This is a genomic window from Streptomyces sp. NPDC005438 (genome assembly GCF_040606315.1).
GTDB lineage: Bacteria > Actinomycetota > Actinomycetes > Streptomycetales > Streptomycetaceae > Streptomyces.
The window spans coordinates 25,339-42,022 of the sequence record NZ_JBEXEP010000007.1 but is presented as its reverse complement, the minus strand read 5'-3'; the positions used below and the strand labels follow the sequence as shown (position 1 = coordinate 42,022).

Genomic DNA, 16,684 nt, shown 5'->3' with positions numbered 1-16,684 from the left:
TGGCGGGTGGTTATCGGGGCTGTCGGGGACCCTCCAGGCGGGCGAGCTTCTCCAGGACCGGTGCGGCGGCTCGAAGGGTGGCCCACTCGTCCTCGTCGAGTTGGGTCGTCAGCTCGGTCAACCAGGCGTTCCGTTTGGTGCGAGCGGCGGCCAGCATGTCCTCGGCGCGCTCGGTGGTGCTGACGCGCTTCTGTCGGCGGTCGTCGGGGTGCGGCTCCAGCCGCACCAGGCCCTTCTCCTCCAACATCGCCACCAGCCGGGTCATGGACGGGGGCTGTACGTGCTCCCGTCGGGCCAGTTCGCTGGGGGTGGCCGATCCGCAGAGGGTGAGGGTGCCCAGCACGGACATCTCACTGGGGCTGAGGGACTCGTCGACGCGTTGGTGTCGGATGCGGCGGGACAGTCGCATCACGCCGGACCTGAGGGCGTTGATCGCTGTCGCGTCTTGGGTGGGGAGGATCTCCGACATGGTCGTTAGGGTAACTCATTACTTGACCTAAGGAAAAGTCCTGGCAAAAGTGAGCCCGCCCACCCCACGGGACGACCGGACCGGTGAGCCCTCGGGGCGGGAGTTGACCGAGGGTTCACACATAAGGGTGAGCCTCCAGGCGATCCCCCGGCACCGGGCCCGCGCCGCCGGCGACGGTGAGGGGCATGACCTCCTCAGTGCTCAGCCTCCGCATAGACAGCGAGCTGCTGGACCGCCTCCAGGAGCACGCCGCGAAACGTGGGATGACGGTGCAGGACTACGTGATCCGCGCACTCCACCGGGACGACTTCGACGAACGGTTCCGCGCCTCGGTGGAACGCGTCGACGCCTTCTACGGCGGCCCCTGCTCCCCCGGCGACCACGGCCACTGACCGTACGGGCGCGCCCCGGCGGCGTGACCGGCACGGCGACCGGACGCGTCCGGCGACGCAGGCCGCGCCACGAGCCGGGCCACCGACCCCGGCTCCGGTACGTCCGGGCCCGCCCGGGGGCCGGCTCGCGCCAGGCGGCGCACGCCCCTCGTACGCCGGCCCGGCCGGAGGTCGTACGGCGCTGGGCCCGTGGCCAGCCCCTCCGGGCCGGCCGCCCGGCTACACCCCGAGGGCCTGCTCGATGGGATGCAGCAGGAAGTAGACCAGGAAGCTGACCCCCACCGCGTTCATCAGCCAGGGCACCTCCCGCAGCCTGCCGGTGGCCGCGCGCAGCAGGATGAAGGCGAGCACCCCCAGGCCGATGCCGTTGGTGATGCTGTAGGTGAAGGCCATGCCGATCATGGTGAGGAAGGCCGGGATCGCCAGGGTGGGGTCGGACCACTCGATGTCCCGCACGTTGGCCGCCATGATCAGGAAGCCCACGGCGACCAGGGCCGGGGTGGCCGCCTGGGAGGGGACCACGGTCGCCCACGGGGTGAAGACCAGGGCCAGCAGGAACAGCCCGCCGGTGACCAGGTTGGCCAGTCCGGTGCGGGCCCCCTCGCCGACGCCCGCCGTGGACTCCACGAAACAGGTGTTGGCCGAGCAGGAGGCGGCCCCGCCGCCGGCGACCGCCACCGCGTCCACCATCAGGATCCGCCCCATGCCGGGCAGTTGGCCCTTCTCGTTGACCAGTCCGGCCTCCTCGCCGACGCCGATGATGGAGCCCATCGCGTCGAAGAAGCCGGACAGCAGCACGGTGAAGACGAACAGGCAGCCGGTGAGCACCCCGACCTCGTGGAAGCCGCCGAACAGCGACACCTCCCCCAGCAGGCCGAAGTCCGGCGCCCCCAGGGCGTCGGCCGGCGGCTTGGGCACGGTCAGTCCCCAGTCCCGCTCGGGGACGTTCGCCAGGGCGTGGATGGTCATGGCCAGTACGGTCATCGCCGCGATGGACAGCAGGATGGCGCCCTTCACCTTCCGTACCAGCAGGACGAAGGTGGTGGCCATACCGAGCACGAAGATCAGCACCGGCCAGCCCTGGAGCTGCCCGCCCGCCCCGAGGGACAGCGGCACCGTGGTGTGCGCGGAGTCCGGGTTACGGGTGACGAAGCCGGCGTCCACCAGCCCGATGAGGGTGATGAACAGGCCGATGCCGATGGCGATGGCCCGGCGCAGGCTGCCGGGGATGGCGTCCATCACCCGTTCCCGCAGGCCGGAGGCGACCAGGATCAGCAGGGCGAGTCCGGCCAGCACCACCATGCCCATGGCGTCCGGCCAGCTCATCCTGGGGGCGAGCTGGAGGGAGACCACCGCGTTGATGCCCAGGCCGGCGGCGATGGCGATGGGTACGTTGCCGATCACCCCCATCAGCAGGGTGGACAGTCCCGCCATCAGCGCGGTGGCGGTGACCAGTTGGTCCATCTCCAGCTGCTGGCCGAACTTGTCCTGGCCGGCGCTGAGGATGATCGGGTTGAGCACGATGATGTAGGCCATCGAGAAGAAGGTGGCCAGCCCTCCCCGTATCTCCTGGCTGACCGAGGAGCCGCGCTCCGACAGGTGGAAGAAGCGGTCGAGCGCCTCCGCTCCGGGGCCGGACTTGGTGGGTGGGGACGAGGGGGCGGGAGGTGTGGCGGACATGCGGAACCTCGGTGACTGGCTGGGGCCGCGCCGACGACACTGGGGCGCTGCTGGGCAACCGTCGCAGTATGGACGAGCGGGGGTGTCGCGGTAAATCTCCGGGTGTGTCCGAGCGCGGGCTTCGTGGCGCGGGCCGTCCCCGGGGGCGGGCGCGGGCCCGGCCGTGGGCCCGGCAGTACGCTGGGCACGCCCGGCGAGCCCGCCGGTCACGGGAGGGAGCGAGGGGCATGGGCCTGTTCAGCAAGTGGACGAGCGGCGAGCGGGAGGCACCCGAGCCCCTGGAGGGCAACGTCGTCGGTACGGTCCTGGTCGGTGTCGCGATCTGGCTCGGTCTGCTGCTGGTCCAACTCCCCTTCTACGGCTGGTTCCGGGACAACGGCCACACCTGGTGGCTGTGGACCTGCGCGGCCGGCGGCGTCCTGGGGCTCCCCGGGCTCTGGTACGTCTGGCGCCGGGAGGCCGCCCTACAGCGCGAGGCGGAGGCCGCCGCCTCGGGGCCCGCCCCCGAGGACACCACCCCGTAGAGCCCCGGGAACTCCCGCGACCTCCAGGAGCCTCGACCCCGAGGAGACCGGGGCTCCCCTGACACCGCACCCCGGCCACGGCACCCCGCGAGCCCGGCCCCGCCTCGCGCCGGCAACCACCCGAGGGGCGGAGGGACAGGGCGCGGCCCAGCGCGGGGGTCCTCGCACGGGGCGCGGCCACCCCCGGCCCCCCACCCCGAAGGCCCCGACCCCGCCAGGTCACGGCCACCCACCCCGGCGGCCGGGCCACGGAACCGGCCACGTACGGACGCGCCCCCACGGGAACCACCGAGGGCGAAGCCCCACGCCGGGGCCAGCCGACACCGGGAGCGCGACAGCCCCACACCACGCCCGAACCGGCGCTCCCCCCGCCCCACACCGCCCCGAGGGCCCCGTCGTGGCCGCCCACCGGGAACGGGCCCGCGAGCTACCCGGCCAGCACCCGTTCCCCTCCGTCGACGCGCAGGTGGACGCCGCAGACCGCGTCCAGGTCACCGGCGACCAGGGAACCGATCACCGGGGCGATGTCGCCGGGTTCCAACAGCCGCCCCAGCACCGAGGTGGCGGCCCGGGCCCGCTCCGCCTCCGGGGTGAACAGCCCCGCGGTGGCGTCGGTGCGTACCAGTCCGGGGGCGACGGTGTTGACGCGTATCCCGTCCCGTGCCGCCTCGGCCGCGACGTGGTCGGCGAAGGTGTTGAGGGCCGCCTTCGCCGTGGCGTGGGCGACCGCTCCGGGCCGTACCCGGTCCGCGCTGACGCTGGAGACGTACACCACCCGGCCGTTCCCCTGCCGGCGCATCCGGGCCAGGCCCCGTTGGCTGACGTGGAAGACCGCGGCGAGTTCACCGGTCACCTTCCGGGCGAAGTCGTCCCAGCCCATCTCGGCCAGCGGGGCGAAGGGCGGCTGGATGTTGGCGTTGCACACCAGCGCGTCCAACCTCGGGCACTGGTCGAGGAGTTGGCGTACCTGGTCCGGGTCCGTCACGTCGGCCCGCACCGTCTCGGCCCGGCCCCCGGCGTCCCGGACCGACCGGGCCACCGCCTCGGCGGACCGGGCGTCTCCCCGGTAGTTGACCACGGTGGCGAAGCCGCGCCGGGCCAGCTCCCGTACGGTCTCCGCCCCGATGCCCCGTCCCGCTCCCGTGACCAGTGCCCACCGTTCCACCACGTGCCCTCCCCTGGGTGGGCGTGCGGACCCCCGGGGCTCCACACGCCGCCTCGCCGTCGAATGCGGCGCCTACGCTAGGTTCGGCGGGCTCACCCGGGTAAGAACGCACCTCGGGGTAAGGGCCGCACGTCGAGGTCGGCTCGGAGGTCAGCCGGGGAGGGGTACGGGAGTGGGTGACACGGCTCACGCTGACTGCCCCGCCCGGGGCGTGCTGGACCACGTCACCAGCCGCTGGGGCGTGGCGGTGCTGGGCGCGTTGCGGGACGGCCCGCTCCGTTTCCACCAGCTGCGCGACCGGGTCGGCCGGGTCAGCGAGAAGATGCTGTCCCAGACCCTGCGCACCCTGGTGGCCGACGGCCTGGTGTTGCGTACGGTCGAGCCCACCTCTCCGCCTGCCGTCAGCTACGCGCTGACCGAACTGGGCGAGGGCGTCTCGGTACCCCTGGGCGCGCTGTCGGACTGGCTACGCCGCCATGCCCCCGCCATCGAGGAGGCCCGGCGGCGGGGACCGCACCCCGCGTCACCTCCCGGGCCGCCGGAGCCCCGGCGCCGGTGACGGGTCACGGGCGGTGGGCGTGCCGTGCCGCCCTCAGGGCAGGGCCTCGCGGAGGGCGGGGAGCAGCTCGTCGCGGGCCCAGTCCAGGTAGGGGGCCTGCTGGTCGCCGCCGATCTGCACCAGCGCCACCTCGGTGAACCCCGCGTCGGCGAACGGCCGTACCGCCTCGATCACGGCGTCCACCCGGTTCCCGCAGGGGATGGAGGCGGCCACGTCCTCCTGGCGTACGAACTGGGTGGCGGCCTCGAAGGAGGAGGGGCCGGGCAGCTCGGAGTTGACCTTCCAGCCGCCGGCGAACCAGCGGAACTGGTCGTGCGCCCGCTTCCGGGCGGCGTCGGGGTCGGTGTCGTAGGACAGCGGGAGCTGTCCCACACAGGGCTTGCCCTGACCTCCGGCCCGCTGGAAGTCCCGTACCAGTTCGGGTCGGGGTTCGGTGGCGATCAGCAGGTCGGCGAGCCGGCCGGCCAGCTCGCAGGACTGCCGGCCGGAGACGGCGATGCCGATCGGGGGCGGGCGGTCGGGGCGGTCCCAGAGTTTGGCGGACTCCACGGTGAAGTGTTCGCCCCGGTGGTTGACGTAGCCGCCGGCGAACAGTTCCCGGATGATCTCCACCGCCTCCTCCAGCCGTTGGTGGCGTACGTCGGCCGGGGGCCAGCCGCCGCCCACCACGTGTTCGTTGAGGTTCTCCCCGGCGCCCAGGCCGAGGCGGAACCGGCCGTCGGAGAGCAGGGCGAGGGTGGCGGCCTGCTGGGCCACCACGGCCGGGTGGTACCGGAAGGTGGGGCAGGTGACGTACGTCATCAGCGGGATGCGCTCGGTGGCCTGGGCCGCCGCGCCCAGTACCGTCCAGGCGTGGGGCGAGTGGCCCTGGGAGGCCAGCCACGGGAAGTAGTGGTCGGAGCAGACGGCGAAGTCGAACCCCGCCCACTCGGCCCCGACCACGTGTTCCACCAGGGACCGGGGGTCGGCCTGTTCGGTCATCATCGTGTATCCGATTCGCACCATGGGCCCCCGAGTGCCCCTTCCGCGCCCGGTAAACCTCCCGGTTCCGCGCCCGGCCCCCGGCCCACCGGCCCGTCACCCCGCCCGGCGAGAGGGCGCCGTCACCCCCCGCCCCGTACCGGCAGCCGGTCCAGCCCGGCCGGTGGCGGGCCCACGTGGAGGACGCCGAGCCGTTCGGTGGCGCGACTGACCGCCACGTAGAGGTCGCCCGGCCCGCCCGGGGCGCCGGCCATCGTCTCGGGCCGCACCAGCAGCACCGAGTCGAACTCCAGCCCCTTGGCCTGGCGCGCGCCCAGCAGGGTCACCCCTCGGGTGAGGTCCGGCCGGGGGCCGACCGAGGCGTGCGGTACGGCCGCGCGCACCGTCTGGGCCAACCGCGCGCGCAGGGCGTCGGGTACCACCACGGCCAGCCGCCCGTCACCCACCTCGGCGGCTTCCCGGGCCACCAACTCCCCCAGTACGGCCGGGAGTCGGTCCTCGGTGACCGGCATCCGCCAGGGCGGGACGCCGGAGTGCCGTACCGCCCGGGGTGGCCGGGTGTCGGGGTGGGTGGCGGCCAGTACCCCGGAGGCGACCTCGGCGATCTCGGCGGCCGTACGGTAGTTGACGGTGAGCCGCTCGCGTCGCCAGCGGTCGCCCTGGTGCGGTTCCAGCAGTTCCGCCCAGGTGCGGACCGCCCCCGGCGAACCGCTCTGGGCCAGGTCGCCGACCAGGGTCATGGAGCGGGAGGGGCAGCGGCGCATCAGCAGCCGCAGGTCCATGGCGGACAGTTCCTGGGCCTCGTCGACGATCAGGTGTCCGAAGGCCCAGTGCCGGTCGGTGGCGGCCCGTTCGGCGACGGTGCGCTGGTCGCGTTCGCGGTAGCGCTCGGCGAGGGCCTCGGCGTCCAGCAGGTCGAAGGCCGACAGCACCTCGGACACCTCGGCCTCCTCCTCGTCCTGGGAGCGGGAGCCGTAGGCCAGTTCCAGGGCTCCCCGGGCGTAGGCCACCTCCTCCTCCCGTTCGGCCTCCTCGGCGCCGCGCTCCTCGGCACCCTCAGTGTCGTCCGTGCCCTCAGCGCCCTCAGCGCCCTCAGCGCCCAGGAGTTCGGCCAGTTCGTCCAGCAGCGGCACGTCGGCGGCCGTCCAGGGGCTGTCGGCCGGCCGGTGCAGGGACCGCCGTTCCCGGGCGGTCAGCCCGCCGGGCCCGTCCGCCGCCCACTCCAACCGTTCCGGCTCGGCGAACAGTTCGCGCAACAGCCGTTGCGGCGTCAGCGAGGGCCACAGTTCGGCCAGCGCCCGGTGGAACTCCGGGGTGTCCGCCAACTCCTCGCGGATCTGGGCCCGTTCGGGCTCGTCCAGCAGGTTCTCCCCGCCCAGTGGGTCGGTGCCGATCAACTCGGCCACCTGGTCGGACAGTTCCTCCAGCAGGGCCCGTACGAACAGGGGCCTGGCCTGCTCGTGGGTGAGCCCGGCGGCGAGGGCGCGGCCCCGGGCACGCTCCCGGATCTCGGGGGTCAGCCACAGCGTCTCCCGTTCCCAGGGGACCTCCCACTCCCCCTCGGCTCTCCCCTGCCGGTCCTCGACCGCCCGGGCCAGCACCCGGACCATCTCCGGCCGCCCCTTCACCTCGGCCGCCTCGGACGACTCCACCCCGGTGGCCCGCACCCCGGGGAACAGTTCCGCCACGGTCGCCAGCATCACCGAGGTCTCCCCCAGGGACGGCAGCACCTGTTCCACGTAGCGCAGGAACACCGGGTGGGGGCCGACGATGAGCACCCCGCGCCGCTCCAGCAGTTCCCGCCGCGAGTACAGCAGGTAGGCCGCCCGGTGCAGGGCCACCGCGGTCTTCCCGGTGCCGGGCCCGCCCTCCACGACCAGTACCCCCCGGTGGTCGTCGCGGATGATCCGGTCCTGCTCGGCCTGGAGGGTGGCGACCACGTCCCGCATCCGTCCGGTACGCCGGGCGGTGAGGGCCGCCAGCAGGGCCGCCTCGCCGGTGAGGCTCTCGTGTTCCGGGTCGGTCGGGGTCACGTGGAGCGGCTCGTCGTGCAGTCCGGTGACGGTACGTCCACGGGTGGCCAGGTGCCGCCGCCTCCGTACTCCCTCGGGTGAGGCGGCGGTGGCGGTGTAGAAGGGGCGGGCGGCCGGTGCGCGCCAGTCCACCAGGAGGGGACGGAAATCGTCCCGCTCGTCCCGGATTCCCACTCGTCCCACATAGCGGGGCGGATTCCTTTCCGGGTTCTCCAGGTCGATACGGCCACAGCACAGGCCCTCTTCCACTCCGGTCAGACGGGCCAGCGCGCGGGCCCGCCGGCCCACCGTCGCCTCTCGTTCGGTACGGGCCTGGTGTCCCGAACTCGTGGGCGCCAGCGCCTCGTTGAGGTACCGGCGCTCCTCCTCACGCATCTGGTCGAGTCGCCCGTAGAGCATCGACACATAACTCTGTTCCTTTTCGATTTCCGCACTCGACATTCGGCCCCGACCTCCGCTACACTGTGTTCAGCAGCCACCGTTGAGGTGGCTTTTTCTTTTGCCACACAAACCCCCGAAGATAACGGACGGGATTTTCTTTCGGCAAGCGCGGGCGAGCACGGTCACGGGAATTCACGAAGTGCGCTGAGAAGTACGCGGTAGGGAATGTGGCGCCCGTTCTCCCGGCCACCGGGAGCACCGCACGGCGGGGGTGTCGGGTACGTCCGGCCAACTCCCCCTCGGCGCCCGGTAGTTCGCCCCACCGCTCCCGCCGACGCCGGCTGTCTCCCCTTCGTGGCCCCGCCCGTGTGTCCGGGGCGCACCCCTGTCCGGCCGCCCCGGACCGGCTCCGTGGGTCGGGGCGCGCCAGGTCGCCGTCGGTCCGGGGCCGCCCCCGCACTCGGGGCTCGCCTGGTGGCGGGTACGGCCGGACCAGTGGGACCGGTGGGGCCGATGGCCGGTCCGGGGGCCGTACCCCTGCTCCGGGCGACGGTCGGTGGCGGGTACGGGCCGGCGACCGTCATGCCCGGCAAGCGTGCCGGGTCCGCCCAGCCGCGACCCGTAGCGGGTGGCAGACCCCCTCCGCCCGGTCACCCAGCCGGGGTGCGAGCACCCTGGCCGAGGGGGTGCGCTTGCGGCCCGGGGCGAGCTCGCCCCGCTCGTAGAGGGCGGCGATCACCGGGTCCTGGGACTCCGGGAGCCGGGCGCCCTCGGGAGCCGGTGGTCACCGCCGAACCGTCCGCGAGGTCGAAGCGCGGAGGCAGGCCCACCCACCCGAGCCCCCACCCGAGACCCGGCGAAAAGACCGGACGGCGAAGGCCGGAGGAGCCGGCGCCCCCGCACCCCCTGCGCCCCCGCGCCCCCGGCGTCCTCAGGGGCGCCCGCCCGGCAGGGGCCGGCAGCGGGACCCGCCGGGGGAACGTCAGGCCCAGCAGGGCCCCGACGTCAGCCCCGGCCGGGTCCCGGCGGGCCGTCCGCCGGCCAGTGCGGCCCGGACGGCCCGCGTGGCCTCAGTCCCAGGCATCCTGGTTGAGGAAGCGGGCGAAGCCCTTCCAGGACTCGGGGCCCATCTCGCCGTCGATCGGGCCGCCGTAGCCGTGCTTGGCGGCCAGCCGCTGTACGGCGGACCAGGTCGCCGTACCGGGTACCCCGTCGATGGGGCCGGTGTAGCCGTAACCGCGCATGTTGGTCTGGAGGGCGGAGTAGGTGGCCTTGCCGGGGTCACCGTCGATGGGGCCGGTGTAACCGGACTCCACCGACAGCCACTTCTGGGCGCGCTGCCACATCACCGGGCCCGGTTCGCCGTCCTGTTCGGTGCTGGTCTTGGGCAGCTTGCCCCCGCCGCCTCCGCCGAGGTAGTCCAGCGGATTGATGCGGGTGCCGTTGGGGTCGATCATGTGCCAGTGCACGTGGGGGCCGGTGGAGGAACCCGAGCCGGGGGCGCCCGGCTCACCGCCGGAGAGGCCCACCACTCCGCCCCTCGCCACGGTGTCGCCGTTGTTCAGCACGAACGCCGACAGGTGCATGTACTGGGTCTGGTAGCCGTTGTCGTGCTGGATGTTGACGGTGTGCCCGCCGGTGCCGTTCTCCGGGATGTTGGTGACCGTACCCCCACCGGCGGCGGGCAGTTCGGTGCCCACGCCCATGCCGAAGTCGAGGCCGCCGAGGGAACCCCGGTCGAGGTGCTCCTGCCAGGTCCCGGTCAGCGGGTAGGCCTCGAAGGGGTGGTAGAAGTCGGCGGCGCGTGCGGTGCCGCTGGTGATCAGGCCGCCGCCCAGGGCCACGCCCAGTCCGACGGTGCCCCCGCGCAGGAGGGTTCTTCGGCTGAGTCCGGGAAGGGGGACGGGACGACGTTCACTCATGGGTACTCCCTGGGGGAAGAGCGGCCGAGCAGGACCCGCTGAACGTACCCGGGCCGCCCCCCGGCCACCAGAAGTGGCGCCCGTCGGCATTCCCGAACACCCCCACCACGGAAAACCGTTGGTGCCGTGCGCTACCGCGCTCCTACAGTCGGTCGCCATGGACGACACCCCTGCTGGCCCCTCCCCTTCCGACCTCTCCCACGACGACGGCTACTTCCCCGAGGAGGTCGCCGCCGTCTACGACCAGTCCACCGACGCCGAGTTCCGGCCCGAGGTGGTACGGCGCACCGTCGACGTACTGGAGCGACTGGCCGACGGGGGGCGGGCGTTGGAGTTCGCCGTGGGCACCGGGCGGGTGGCCGTGCCCCTGGCCGAACGCGGGGTGGAGGTCGCCGGTATCGAGATGTCCCGCGCCATGCTGAGGCGGCTGCGGGCCAAGCCCGGGGGTGACCGGGTGGAGGTCACCGAGGGGGACATGGCGACCGCCCGCGTACCGGGGCGGTTCTCGCTGGCGTACCTGGTGTTCAACACCCTCAACAACCTCACCACCCAGGACGCGCAGGTGGAGTGCTTCGTCAACGCCGCCCGCCATCTGGCGCCCGGGGGACGGTTCCTGGTCGAGGTGGGGGTGCCGGACCTGCGTCTGCTGCCGCCCGGTCAGACCGTGGTGCCGTTCGCCTCCACGCCCGGCTACTGGGGCTTCGACGAGTACGACACCGTGACCCAGGCGATGTGGTCCCACCACCTGCGTTCCGGGGAGGGGCGGGCCTCCCACCGCTCCATCCCGTTCCGCTACGTGTGGCCCTCCGAACTGGACCTGATGGCCCGGATCGCGGGGATGCGACGGGTGGAGCGCTGGGCCGGCTGGGACGGTGAGCCCTTCACCGCCGACAGCCGCAAGCACGTGTCGGTCTGGGAGAAGGCGCCCGCCTGAGCCTCACCCGGTCCACCACTCCCCGGTGAGGTGGAGCCGTTCCGGGTCGCTCTCCTTCCGCAGTTCGAAGCGGTGGCCGTCCCGGCCCAGGGCCACCCGGGTCGGCAGCGGTACCGGCGCCCGGAACTCCGCCCGCGCCCGCAGCCGTTCACCCTCCGCCTCGGGGCCGGCCTCGGCCAGGCAGCGGGCGAAGGTCCACATGCCGTGGGCGATGGCCCGGGGGAAGCCGAAGGCCCGGGCGGTCAGCGGGTGCAGGTGGATGGGGTTGCGGTCGCCGGAGGCCGCGCCGTAGCGGCGGCCCAGGTCGCCGGGCAGTTCCCACACTCCGCGCACCGGCAGGGGCGCGGGGGCGGGCGGCCGGGTGCCCTCGACCGGCTGTTCGCGGCGGTGGCGGCACAGGTAGCCGCTGCGGGAGTGCCAGACGGCTTCCCCGTCCCGCAGTACCTCGGTCACCACGGTGAACCGGCTGCCCCTGCGGTGGGGCTCCAAGTCCTCGGCCCACACCCGTAGTTCGGGCTGTTCCGCCGGGTCCAGTGGCCCCTGCTGCCGGATCTCGATGTCGGTGTGCACCAGACCCAGCAGCGGGAACGGGAAGTCGCGGCGGGACATCAGCCGCATCGTCGGGCCGAAGCCCAGCACATGGGGGTAGGTGACGGGCAGGGGCCGGCCCGCCTCGGGCGGGGGGAACCCGCACACCCGGGTGTAGGCGGCCAGCCGGTCCGGGTCGACCCGGGCGTGGCCCCACACCTCCCGTACCGGGGGCAGTACGGCCCCCTCGTACGGTCCGCGCTTGCGGAACGAGCCCCACACGCCCCGGACGAGGGTGGACGCCATCGAGTCACCCATGCCGCTCACGCCCCCAACAGGCTCTGGCCGCAGACCCGGACCACCTGGCCGTTGACGGCGCCGGAACCGGGGTGGGCCAGCCAGGTCACGGTCTCCGCCACGTCCACCGGCAGCCCGCCCTGGGCGAGCGAGGTCATCCGCCGTCCGGCCTGCCGGATCAGCAGCGGTACCGCCGCCGTCATCCGGGTCTCGATGAAGCCGGGCGCCACCGCGTTGACGGTCACCCGGTGTTCGGCGGCGGCGCGGGGCGCCAGGGAGCGGACCAGGCCGATGACGCCGGCCTTGCTGGCCGCGTAGTTGGTCTGGCCCACGTTGCCGGCGATGCCGGCGATGGAGGCGGTGCCCACGATCCGCCCGCTCCCCTCGCGCAGCGCCCCGGCCCGCAGCAGGTGGTCGGTGGTGCGCAGCACGCTGTCCAGGTTGACGTCGAGCACCGAGTCCCAGCGGTCGCCGGCCATGTTGGCCAGCCTGCGGTCCCGGGTGATGCCCGCGTTGTGCACCAGCACGTCCAGCCCCTCGGGGGGCAGCGCTTCGGTGATCCGCTCGCCGGCGTCCTCGGCGGTGATGTCGAGGGTCAGGGGGGTGCCGCCGAGCAGGCGGGCGACCTCGCCCAGCTCCTCCTCGGCCTGGGGCACGTCCAGCACGACCAGTCGGGCGCCCTCCAGGGCCAGCTTCTCCGCGACGGCCCGGCCGATGCCCCGGGAGGCCCCGGTCACCAGGGCGGTACGGCCCTTCAGCGGCTGGCCGACCTCCTTCACCGCGAGCGGTTCCACCCCGTCGCCGACGGTGATCACCTGGCCGCTGACGTAGGCGGAGCGGGGTGACAGCAGGAAGCGGAGGGTGGAGGTCGCGGCGGCGGTGGGCGTTCCGGGCGCGTAGCGCACCAGTTGGGCGGTGCGCCCGCGCCCCAGTTCCTTGCCCAGGGACCGTACGAAGCCCTCCAGCGCCTGCTGTGCGGCGGCCTGGTGGTGGTCGTTCCGGTCCGGCACGGTGCCCAGCACCACCACCCGGGCGCAGGTGGTCAGGGCTCGGGCCACCGGGTGCAACGCCTGGTGCACGCCGCGCAGTTGGGCGACCTCGCGGACCCCGGTGGCGTCCACCACCACGGCCGCGTGCCGGCCGCCCTCGGGCAGGGGTTCGGTACGCACCGGGATGCCGCTGGTGTTCAGTAGGGTGGCCAGCGCGGGGGCGTCGAGGGTGGACTCGCCGGCGGTCAGGTGCAGCAGGGGGCCGCCGCGCAGGGTGGTCTGGCTGTCCTTCCAGCGGTCCAGTGGGGTGGGCTGGGGCAGGCCGAGGCGGCTGGAGACGAAGCGTCCCGGCCCGGTGTTCGTCCAGCGGAGGTAGTGGTCGGCCATTCCCTTACTCCTCGGGCTCGCGGTATTTTTGCCGGGCGGTTTTTACCAGGCGGTAAGGTTACTTTCAGGTCAGGAGTTTGGTCGAGGATGAGTGCGACGTTCGGCCTCATGCGCAGCGAGGCACCCCGCAGGGTGGCGATCATCGGCGGCAGCCGTATCCCCTTCGCGCGCAGCGACGGCCCCTACGCGACCTGCTCCAACCAACGGATGCTGGCCGCCGCCCTGGACGGGCTGGTCGACCGCTACGCCCTGGACGGGCCCGGTGCCGTGCAGGAGGTCGTCACCGGTGCCGTGCTCAAGCACTCCCGTGACTTCAACCTCGCCCGGGAGACCGTCCTCGGCTCCCGGCTGCACCCCACCACCGCCGCCTACGACATCCAACAGGCCTGCGGCACCGGCCTCCAGGCCGTCATCACCGTCGCCAACAAGATCGCCCTCGGCCAGATCGAGGCCGGTGTCGCGGGCGGTTCGGACACCGCCAGCGACGCCCCGCTGGGCGTCAACGACCAGGCCCGCACCCTGATGCTGGCCGCCCGCCGCGCCAAGACCCCGGCCGCCCGCGCCAAGATCATCTCGCGGCTGAGGCCCCGCCACCTGGTGCCGGACGTCCCCCGCAACGCCGAGCCCCGTACCGGGCTGTCGATGGGCGAACACGCCGCCCGTACCGCCAGGTTGTGGGGCATCCCCCGCGAGGCCCAGGACGAGCTGGCCGCCGCCAGCCACCAGCGGCTGGCCACCGCCTACGACGACGGTTTCCTCCAGGACCTGGTCACCCCCTTCGAGGGGCTGGCCCGGGACCAGAACCTCCGCCCCGGCAGCACCCCGGAGAAGCTCGCCCAGCTCAAGCCGGTGTTCGGGCTCCGGGACGACCCGGAGTCGGCCACCATGACGCCCGGCAACTCCACTCCCCTCACCGACGGCGCGGCCACCGTGCTGCTGGCCAGCGAGGAGTGGGCCGAGGCACGGGGGCTGCGCCCGCTGGCCTATCTGAGCGCCTACGAGACCGCCGCGGTCGACTTCGTCGACGGCACCGGGGAGTACGACGGCCTGCTGATGGCCCCCGCCCTGGCCGTGCCCCGGATGCTGCGCCGGGCCGAACTGGGCCTGGAGGACTTCGCGTTGTACGAGATCCACGAGGCCTTCGCCTCCCAGGTGCTGGCCACCCTGGCCGCCTGGGAGAAGCAGGGCCTGGAGCCGGTGGACCGGGAGCGGCTCAACGTCGCCGGTTCCTCCCTGGCCACCGGCCATCCCTTCGCCGCCACCGGTGCCCGCATCGTCGCCACCCTGGCCAAGCTGCTGGCCGAGCGTACGGAGGCGAAGCCGGGGGCGCGCGGTCTGGTGTCCATCTGCGCGGCCGGCGGTCAGGGCGTGACGGCGGTGCTGGAGAAGGCCTGACCGTGGAGCCGCCGCCCCGCCGCGCGGCGGTGGGCGCCTCCGTACACACGAACGACACACGGCTGTCATGCCAGACCGGAATGTGGGGCGGACGGCGCTGGTTCTGCTGCCATGACCACAGGAGTAGCACTCAACGCGTCCGACGCCGGCAACCAGGTCGACGCCTCCGTACGGCTCGCACACGAGGCCGCGGCGGCCGGTCTGCGGTCAGCCTGGTTCGGGCAGACCTTCGGCGCGGACTCGCCCCAGCTCGCGGCGCTGGTCGGTCGCGAGGTGCCCGGGCTGCGCGTGGGGACGTCGGCGGTTCCCGTCTTCGGTCGCCATCCGCTGCCGCTCTCCAGCCAGGCCCAGACCGCACAGGCGGCCACCCACGGCCGCTACAGCCTCGGACTGGCCCTCGGTACGAAACCGCTGACCGAAGCCGGTTTCGGTATCCCCTACGAACGGCCCATCCGGCGACTCCGCGAGTTCCTCACCGCGCTGCGCCAGCTGACGGAGACCGGAACCGCCGACTTCGAGGGCGAACTGCTCACCGCGAGGACACCGATGTCCGCCCGGGTGCCGGGCGCCGAGGGCGGTGTGCCGCTGCTGGTCGCCGCGATGGGGCCCCAGGCGCTGCGCGCCAGCGGCGAGTTGGCGGACGGCATCCTGCCCTATCTGGCCGGGCCCCGCGCACTGGACGAGCACATCGTCCCGGCGGTGACGGCAGCGGCTGAGGCCGCCGGCCGGCCCGCGCCCCGGATCGTCGCCCTGGTCTACGGGGTGGTCACCGACGACGTGGACTCCGTACGGGAGAAGGCCGCCGAACAGCTGGCCTTCTACGAGCGGTTCCCGTCCTACGCGCGGGCCATCGGGCTCTCCGGGGCCGAACGGGCCGTGGAGGTGGCGGTGATCGGCGACGAGGCGACGGTCACGGCCGAGGTACGGCGCTACCGGGACGCGGGGGCGACGGAGGTGGTCTTCTCGGGTACGGAGATCGCCGGGGAGTCCGACCGCCTGCGCACCTGGGAACTCCTCGGGGAGCTGGCCGACTGAGCGCCGACGTGCCGACACGGCTACGGCTCCACCCCGGCCCCCTCCGACCCCAACCCGTCGAGTCCCGCCCCGTCCAGCGGCACCGGCCTCAGAACGGGCCCGTCCTCCGGGGAACGGATGTGGCAGTGGAGGCGAGCCGGCCCTCCCCGGTGCCCGGTGGCCCGCTGGCGCAGCCACCGCAGCAGCTGTTCCAGCAGCGGGAACTCCTCGGCGTGCAGGACCTGTCGCGAGGTGAGCGCCCAGCCGGGGTCGCCCGGCCCGTCCCGGCGTACCAGCGCGGAGAGGACGGCCCCACCGATCCGTGGATCGGCCGCTCCCCGCGCGTCCAGCAGCGGGTACCGCTCGACCTCCCACCGGTCCTCGGGCAGGGGTTCGCCCTCCTCGTCGACGGTCCGCACCGGCCAGTGGTCGACCACGATGACGCACCGCTCGGGGTGGGGGCCCAGCCCGAGGTGCCAGCGCAGTTCGGCCAGTTCGGTGTCCGGCAGCTCGGCCGGGAGTTCGGCGGTGAGGAGAACCTCGTGAATGTCGGCCACGCCACCGGAGCGTAGGCCAGGTCGCGGCCCCGGCTCCGGGCGGGGCGCTGACGAGCCCCGCGCCACCCGCACGGCTGTCAGTGGCTCAGGTGCGCGGGCCTCCAGCCGGCACCCGGCTCCGGGGGCGCCGACCGAGGGGGCCTCAGTCGCGGCGGCGGAGGGCGGTGGCGAGCAGGGTGGCGACCGCCACCACCCCGAGGGGCAGGTACAGCAGGGGCTCGTGGGTCACGTAGGCGGCCACCCAGCAGACGGTGGCGGCCAGCCAGGCCGCGATCCGCAGGCTCGTACCGTGCCGTCGCAGCAGGTCCCGGGGGCCGGTGGCGCGCGGTGGGGTGGGCACGGGAACTCCTCGCTGGGGGACGCCGGACGGGCCCGCCCGACGGTAGGGCATCCGCTCCGTACCGCTCCACCCCGCAGGGCAACCCGCGCGGGGCAACCCGCGCGGGGCGACCAGCACAGGCCAACAGGGCGACCCGT

The 16,684-nt window shown here is 73.7% G+C and carries 16 protein-coding genes; 6 read left to right on the top strand and 10 right to left on the bottom strand.

The features are described 5' to 3' along the window. Positions 1-10: 10 nt before the first annotated feature. Positions 11-469: a MarR family transcriptional regulator gene (locus tag ABZT14_RS16205; RefSeq protein ID WP_356302404.1), complete on the bottom strand. Its 459-nt coding sequence runs from the start codon at positions 467-469 to the stop codon at positions 11-13. A gap of 185 nt (positions 470-654) precedes the next feature. Between ABZT14_RS16205 and ABZT14_RS16200 the strand changes: the two genes are divergently transcribed. Continuing rightward, the gene (locus ABZT14_RS16200) at positions 655-861 is read left to right on the top strand and encodes a ribbon-helix-helix protein, CopG family (RefSeq protein WP_356302401.1); all 207 of its coding nucleotides are present in this window, start codon (positions 655-657) and stop codon (positions 859-861) included. A 219-nt stretch (positions 862-1,080) separates the two neighbouring features. Here the strand turns inward: ABZT14_RS16200 and ABZT14_RS16195 are convergent, their stop codons facing one another. Then, complete coding sequence (locus tag ABZT14_RS16195; RefSeq protein ID WP_356302398.1) at positions 1,081-2,541, bottom strand: NCS2 family permease; 1,461 nt, start codon at positions 2,539-2,541, stop codon at positions 1,081-1,083. Between the two features lie 227 nt (positions 2,542-2,768). Between ABZT14_RS16195 and ABZT14_RS16190 the strand changes: the two genes are divergently transcribed. Further along, positions 2,769-3,065: a DUF2530 domain-containing protein gene (locus ABZT14_RS16190; RefSeq protein ID WP_356302395.1), complete on the top strand. Its 297-nt coding sequence runs from the start codon at positions 2,769-2,771 to the stop codon at positions 3,063-3,065. A 427-nt stretch (positions 3,066-3,492) separates the two neighbouring features. On the opposite strand, the gene ABZT14_RS16185 is transcribed toward ABZT14_RS16190, so the two are convergent. Continuing rightward, positions 3,493-4,233 (bottom strand): SDR family oxidoreductase, encoded by a 741-nt coding sequence (locus tag ABZT14_RS16185; RefSeq protein WP_356302392.1) that lies wholly within the window; start codon positions 4,231-4,233, stop codon positions 3,493-3,495. A gap of 169 nt (positions 4,234-4,402) precedes the next feature. Here ABZT14_RS16185 and ABZT14_RS16180 point away from each other — a divergent pair, with 169 nt between their 5' ends. Continuing rightward, positions 4,403-4,789, top strand: a complete 387-nt coding sequence (locus tag ABZT14_RS16180) for a helix-turn-helix domain-containing protein (protein ID WP_356302390.1) — start codon at positions 4,403-4,405, stop codon at positions 4,787-4,789. A gap of 33 nt (positions 4,790-4,822) precedes the next feature. Here the strand turns inward: ABZT14_RS16180 and ABZT14_RS16175 are convergent, their stop codons facing one another. From ABZT14_RS16175 to ABZT14_RS16165, 3 genes are all read right to left on the bottom strand, one after another. Further along, positions 4,823-5,794, bottom strand: a complete 972-nt coding sequence (locus tag ABZT14_RS16175) for an LLM class F420-dependent oxidoreductase (protein WP_356302388.1) — start codon at positions 5,792-5,794, stop codon at positions 4,823-4,825. 98 nt (positions 5,795-5,892) lie between these two features. Next, positions 5,893-8,244: a hypothetical protein gene (locus ABZT14_RS16170; protein ID WP_356302385.1), complete on the bottom strand. Its 2,352-nt coding sequence runs from the start codon at positions 8,242-8,244 to the stop codon at positions 5,893-5,895. A gap of 1,010 nt (positions 8,245-9,254) precedes the next feature. Then, the gene (locus ABZT14_RS16165; protein ID WP_356302382.1) at positions 9,255-10,106 is read right to left on the bottom strand and encodes a peptidoglycan DD-metalloendopeptidase family protein; all 852 of its coding nucleotides are present in this window, start codon (positions 10,104-10,106) and stop codon (positions 9,255-9,257) included. A 157-nt stretch (positions 10,107-10,263) separates the two neighbouring features. On the opposite strand from ABZT14_RS16165, the gene ABZT14_RS16160 reads away from it, so the two are divergent. Next, positions 10,264-11,040: a class I SAM-dependent methyltransferase gene (locus ABZT14_RS16160; protein WP_356302379.1), complete on the top strand. Its 777-nt coding sequence runs from the start codon at positions 10,264-10,266 to the stop codon at positions 11,038-11,040. Between the two features lie 3 nt (positions 11,041-11,043). Here ABZT14_RS16160 and ABZT14_RS16155 read toward each other — a convergent pair whose 3' ends face one another. Next, positions 11,044-11,874, bottom strand: coding sequence for a MaoC/PaaZ C-terminal domain-containing protein (locus ABZT14_RS16155; protein ID WP_356302376.1), 831 nt, complete (start codon positions 11,872-11,874; stop codon positions 11,044-11,046). A 17-nt stretch (positions 11,875-11,891) separates the two neighbouring features. Beyond that, a complete protein-coding gene (locus ABZT14_RS16150; RefSeq protein ID WP_356302373.1) occupies positions 11,892-13,241 on the bottom strand; it encodes a 3-oxoacyl-ACP reductase in 1,350 nt (449 codons plus the stop codon). Between the two features lie 87 nt (positions 13,242-13,328). On the opposite strand from ABZT14_RS16150, the gene ABZT14_RS16145 reads away from it, so the two are divergent. Both ABZT14_RS16145 and ABZT14_RS16140 read left to right on the top strand, forming a co-directional pair. Beyond that, positions 13,329-14,636, top strand: a complete 1,308-nt coding sequence (locus tag ABZT14_RS16145; RefSeq protein WP_356302370.1) for an acetyl-CoA C-acetyltransferase — start codon at positions 13,329-13,331, stop codon at positions 14,634-14,636. Positions 14,637-14,747: 111 nt separating this feature from the next. Further along, positions 14,748-15,671 (top strand): LLM class F420-dependent oxidoreductase, encoded by a 924-nt coding sequence (locus ABZT14_RS16140; RefSeq protein WP_356302367.1) that lies wholly within the window; start codon positions 14,748-14,750, stop codon positions 15,669-15,671. A gap of 20 nt (positions 15,672-15,691) precedes the next feature. Here ABZT14_RS16140 and ABZT14_RS16135 read toward each other — a convergent pair whose 3' ends face one another. Beyond that, complete coding sequence (locus tag ABZT14_RS16135; RefSeq protein ID WP_356302364.1) at positions 15,692-16,207, bottom strand: hypothetical protein; 516 nt, start codon at positions 16,205-16,207, stop codon at positions 15,692-15,694. 142 nt (positions 16,208-16,349) lie between these two features. Beyond that, a complete protein-coding gene (locus ABZT14_RS16130; protein ID WP_356302361.1) occupies positions 16,350-16,547 on the bottom strand; it encodes a hypothetical protein in 198 nt (65 codons plus the stop codon). Positions 16,548-16,684 lie beyond the last annotated feature (137 nt).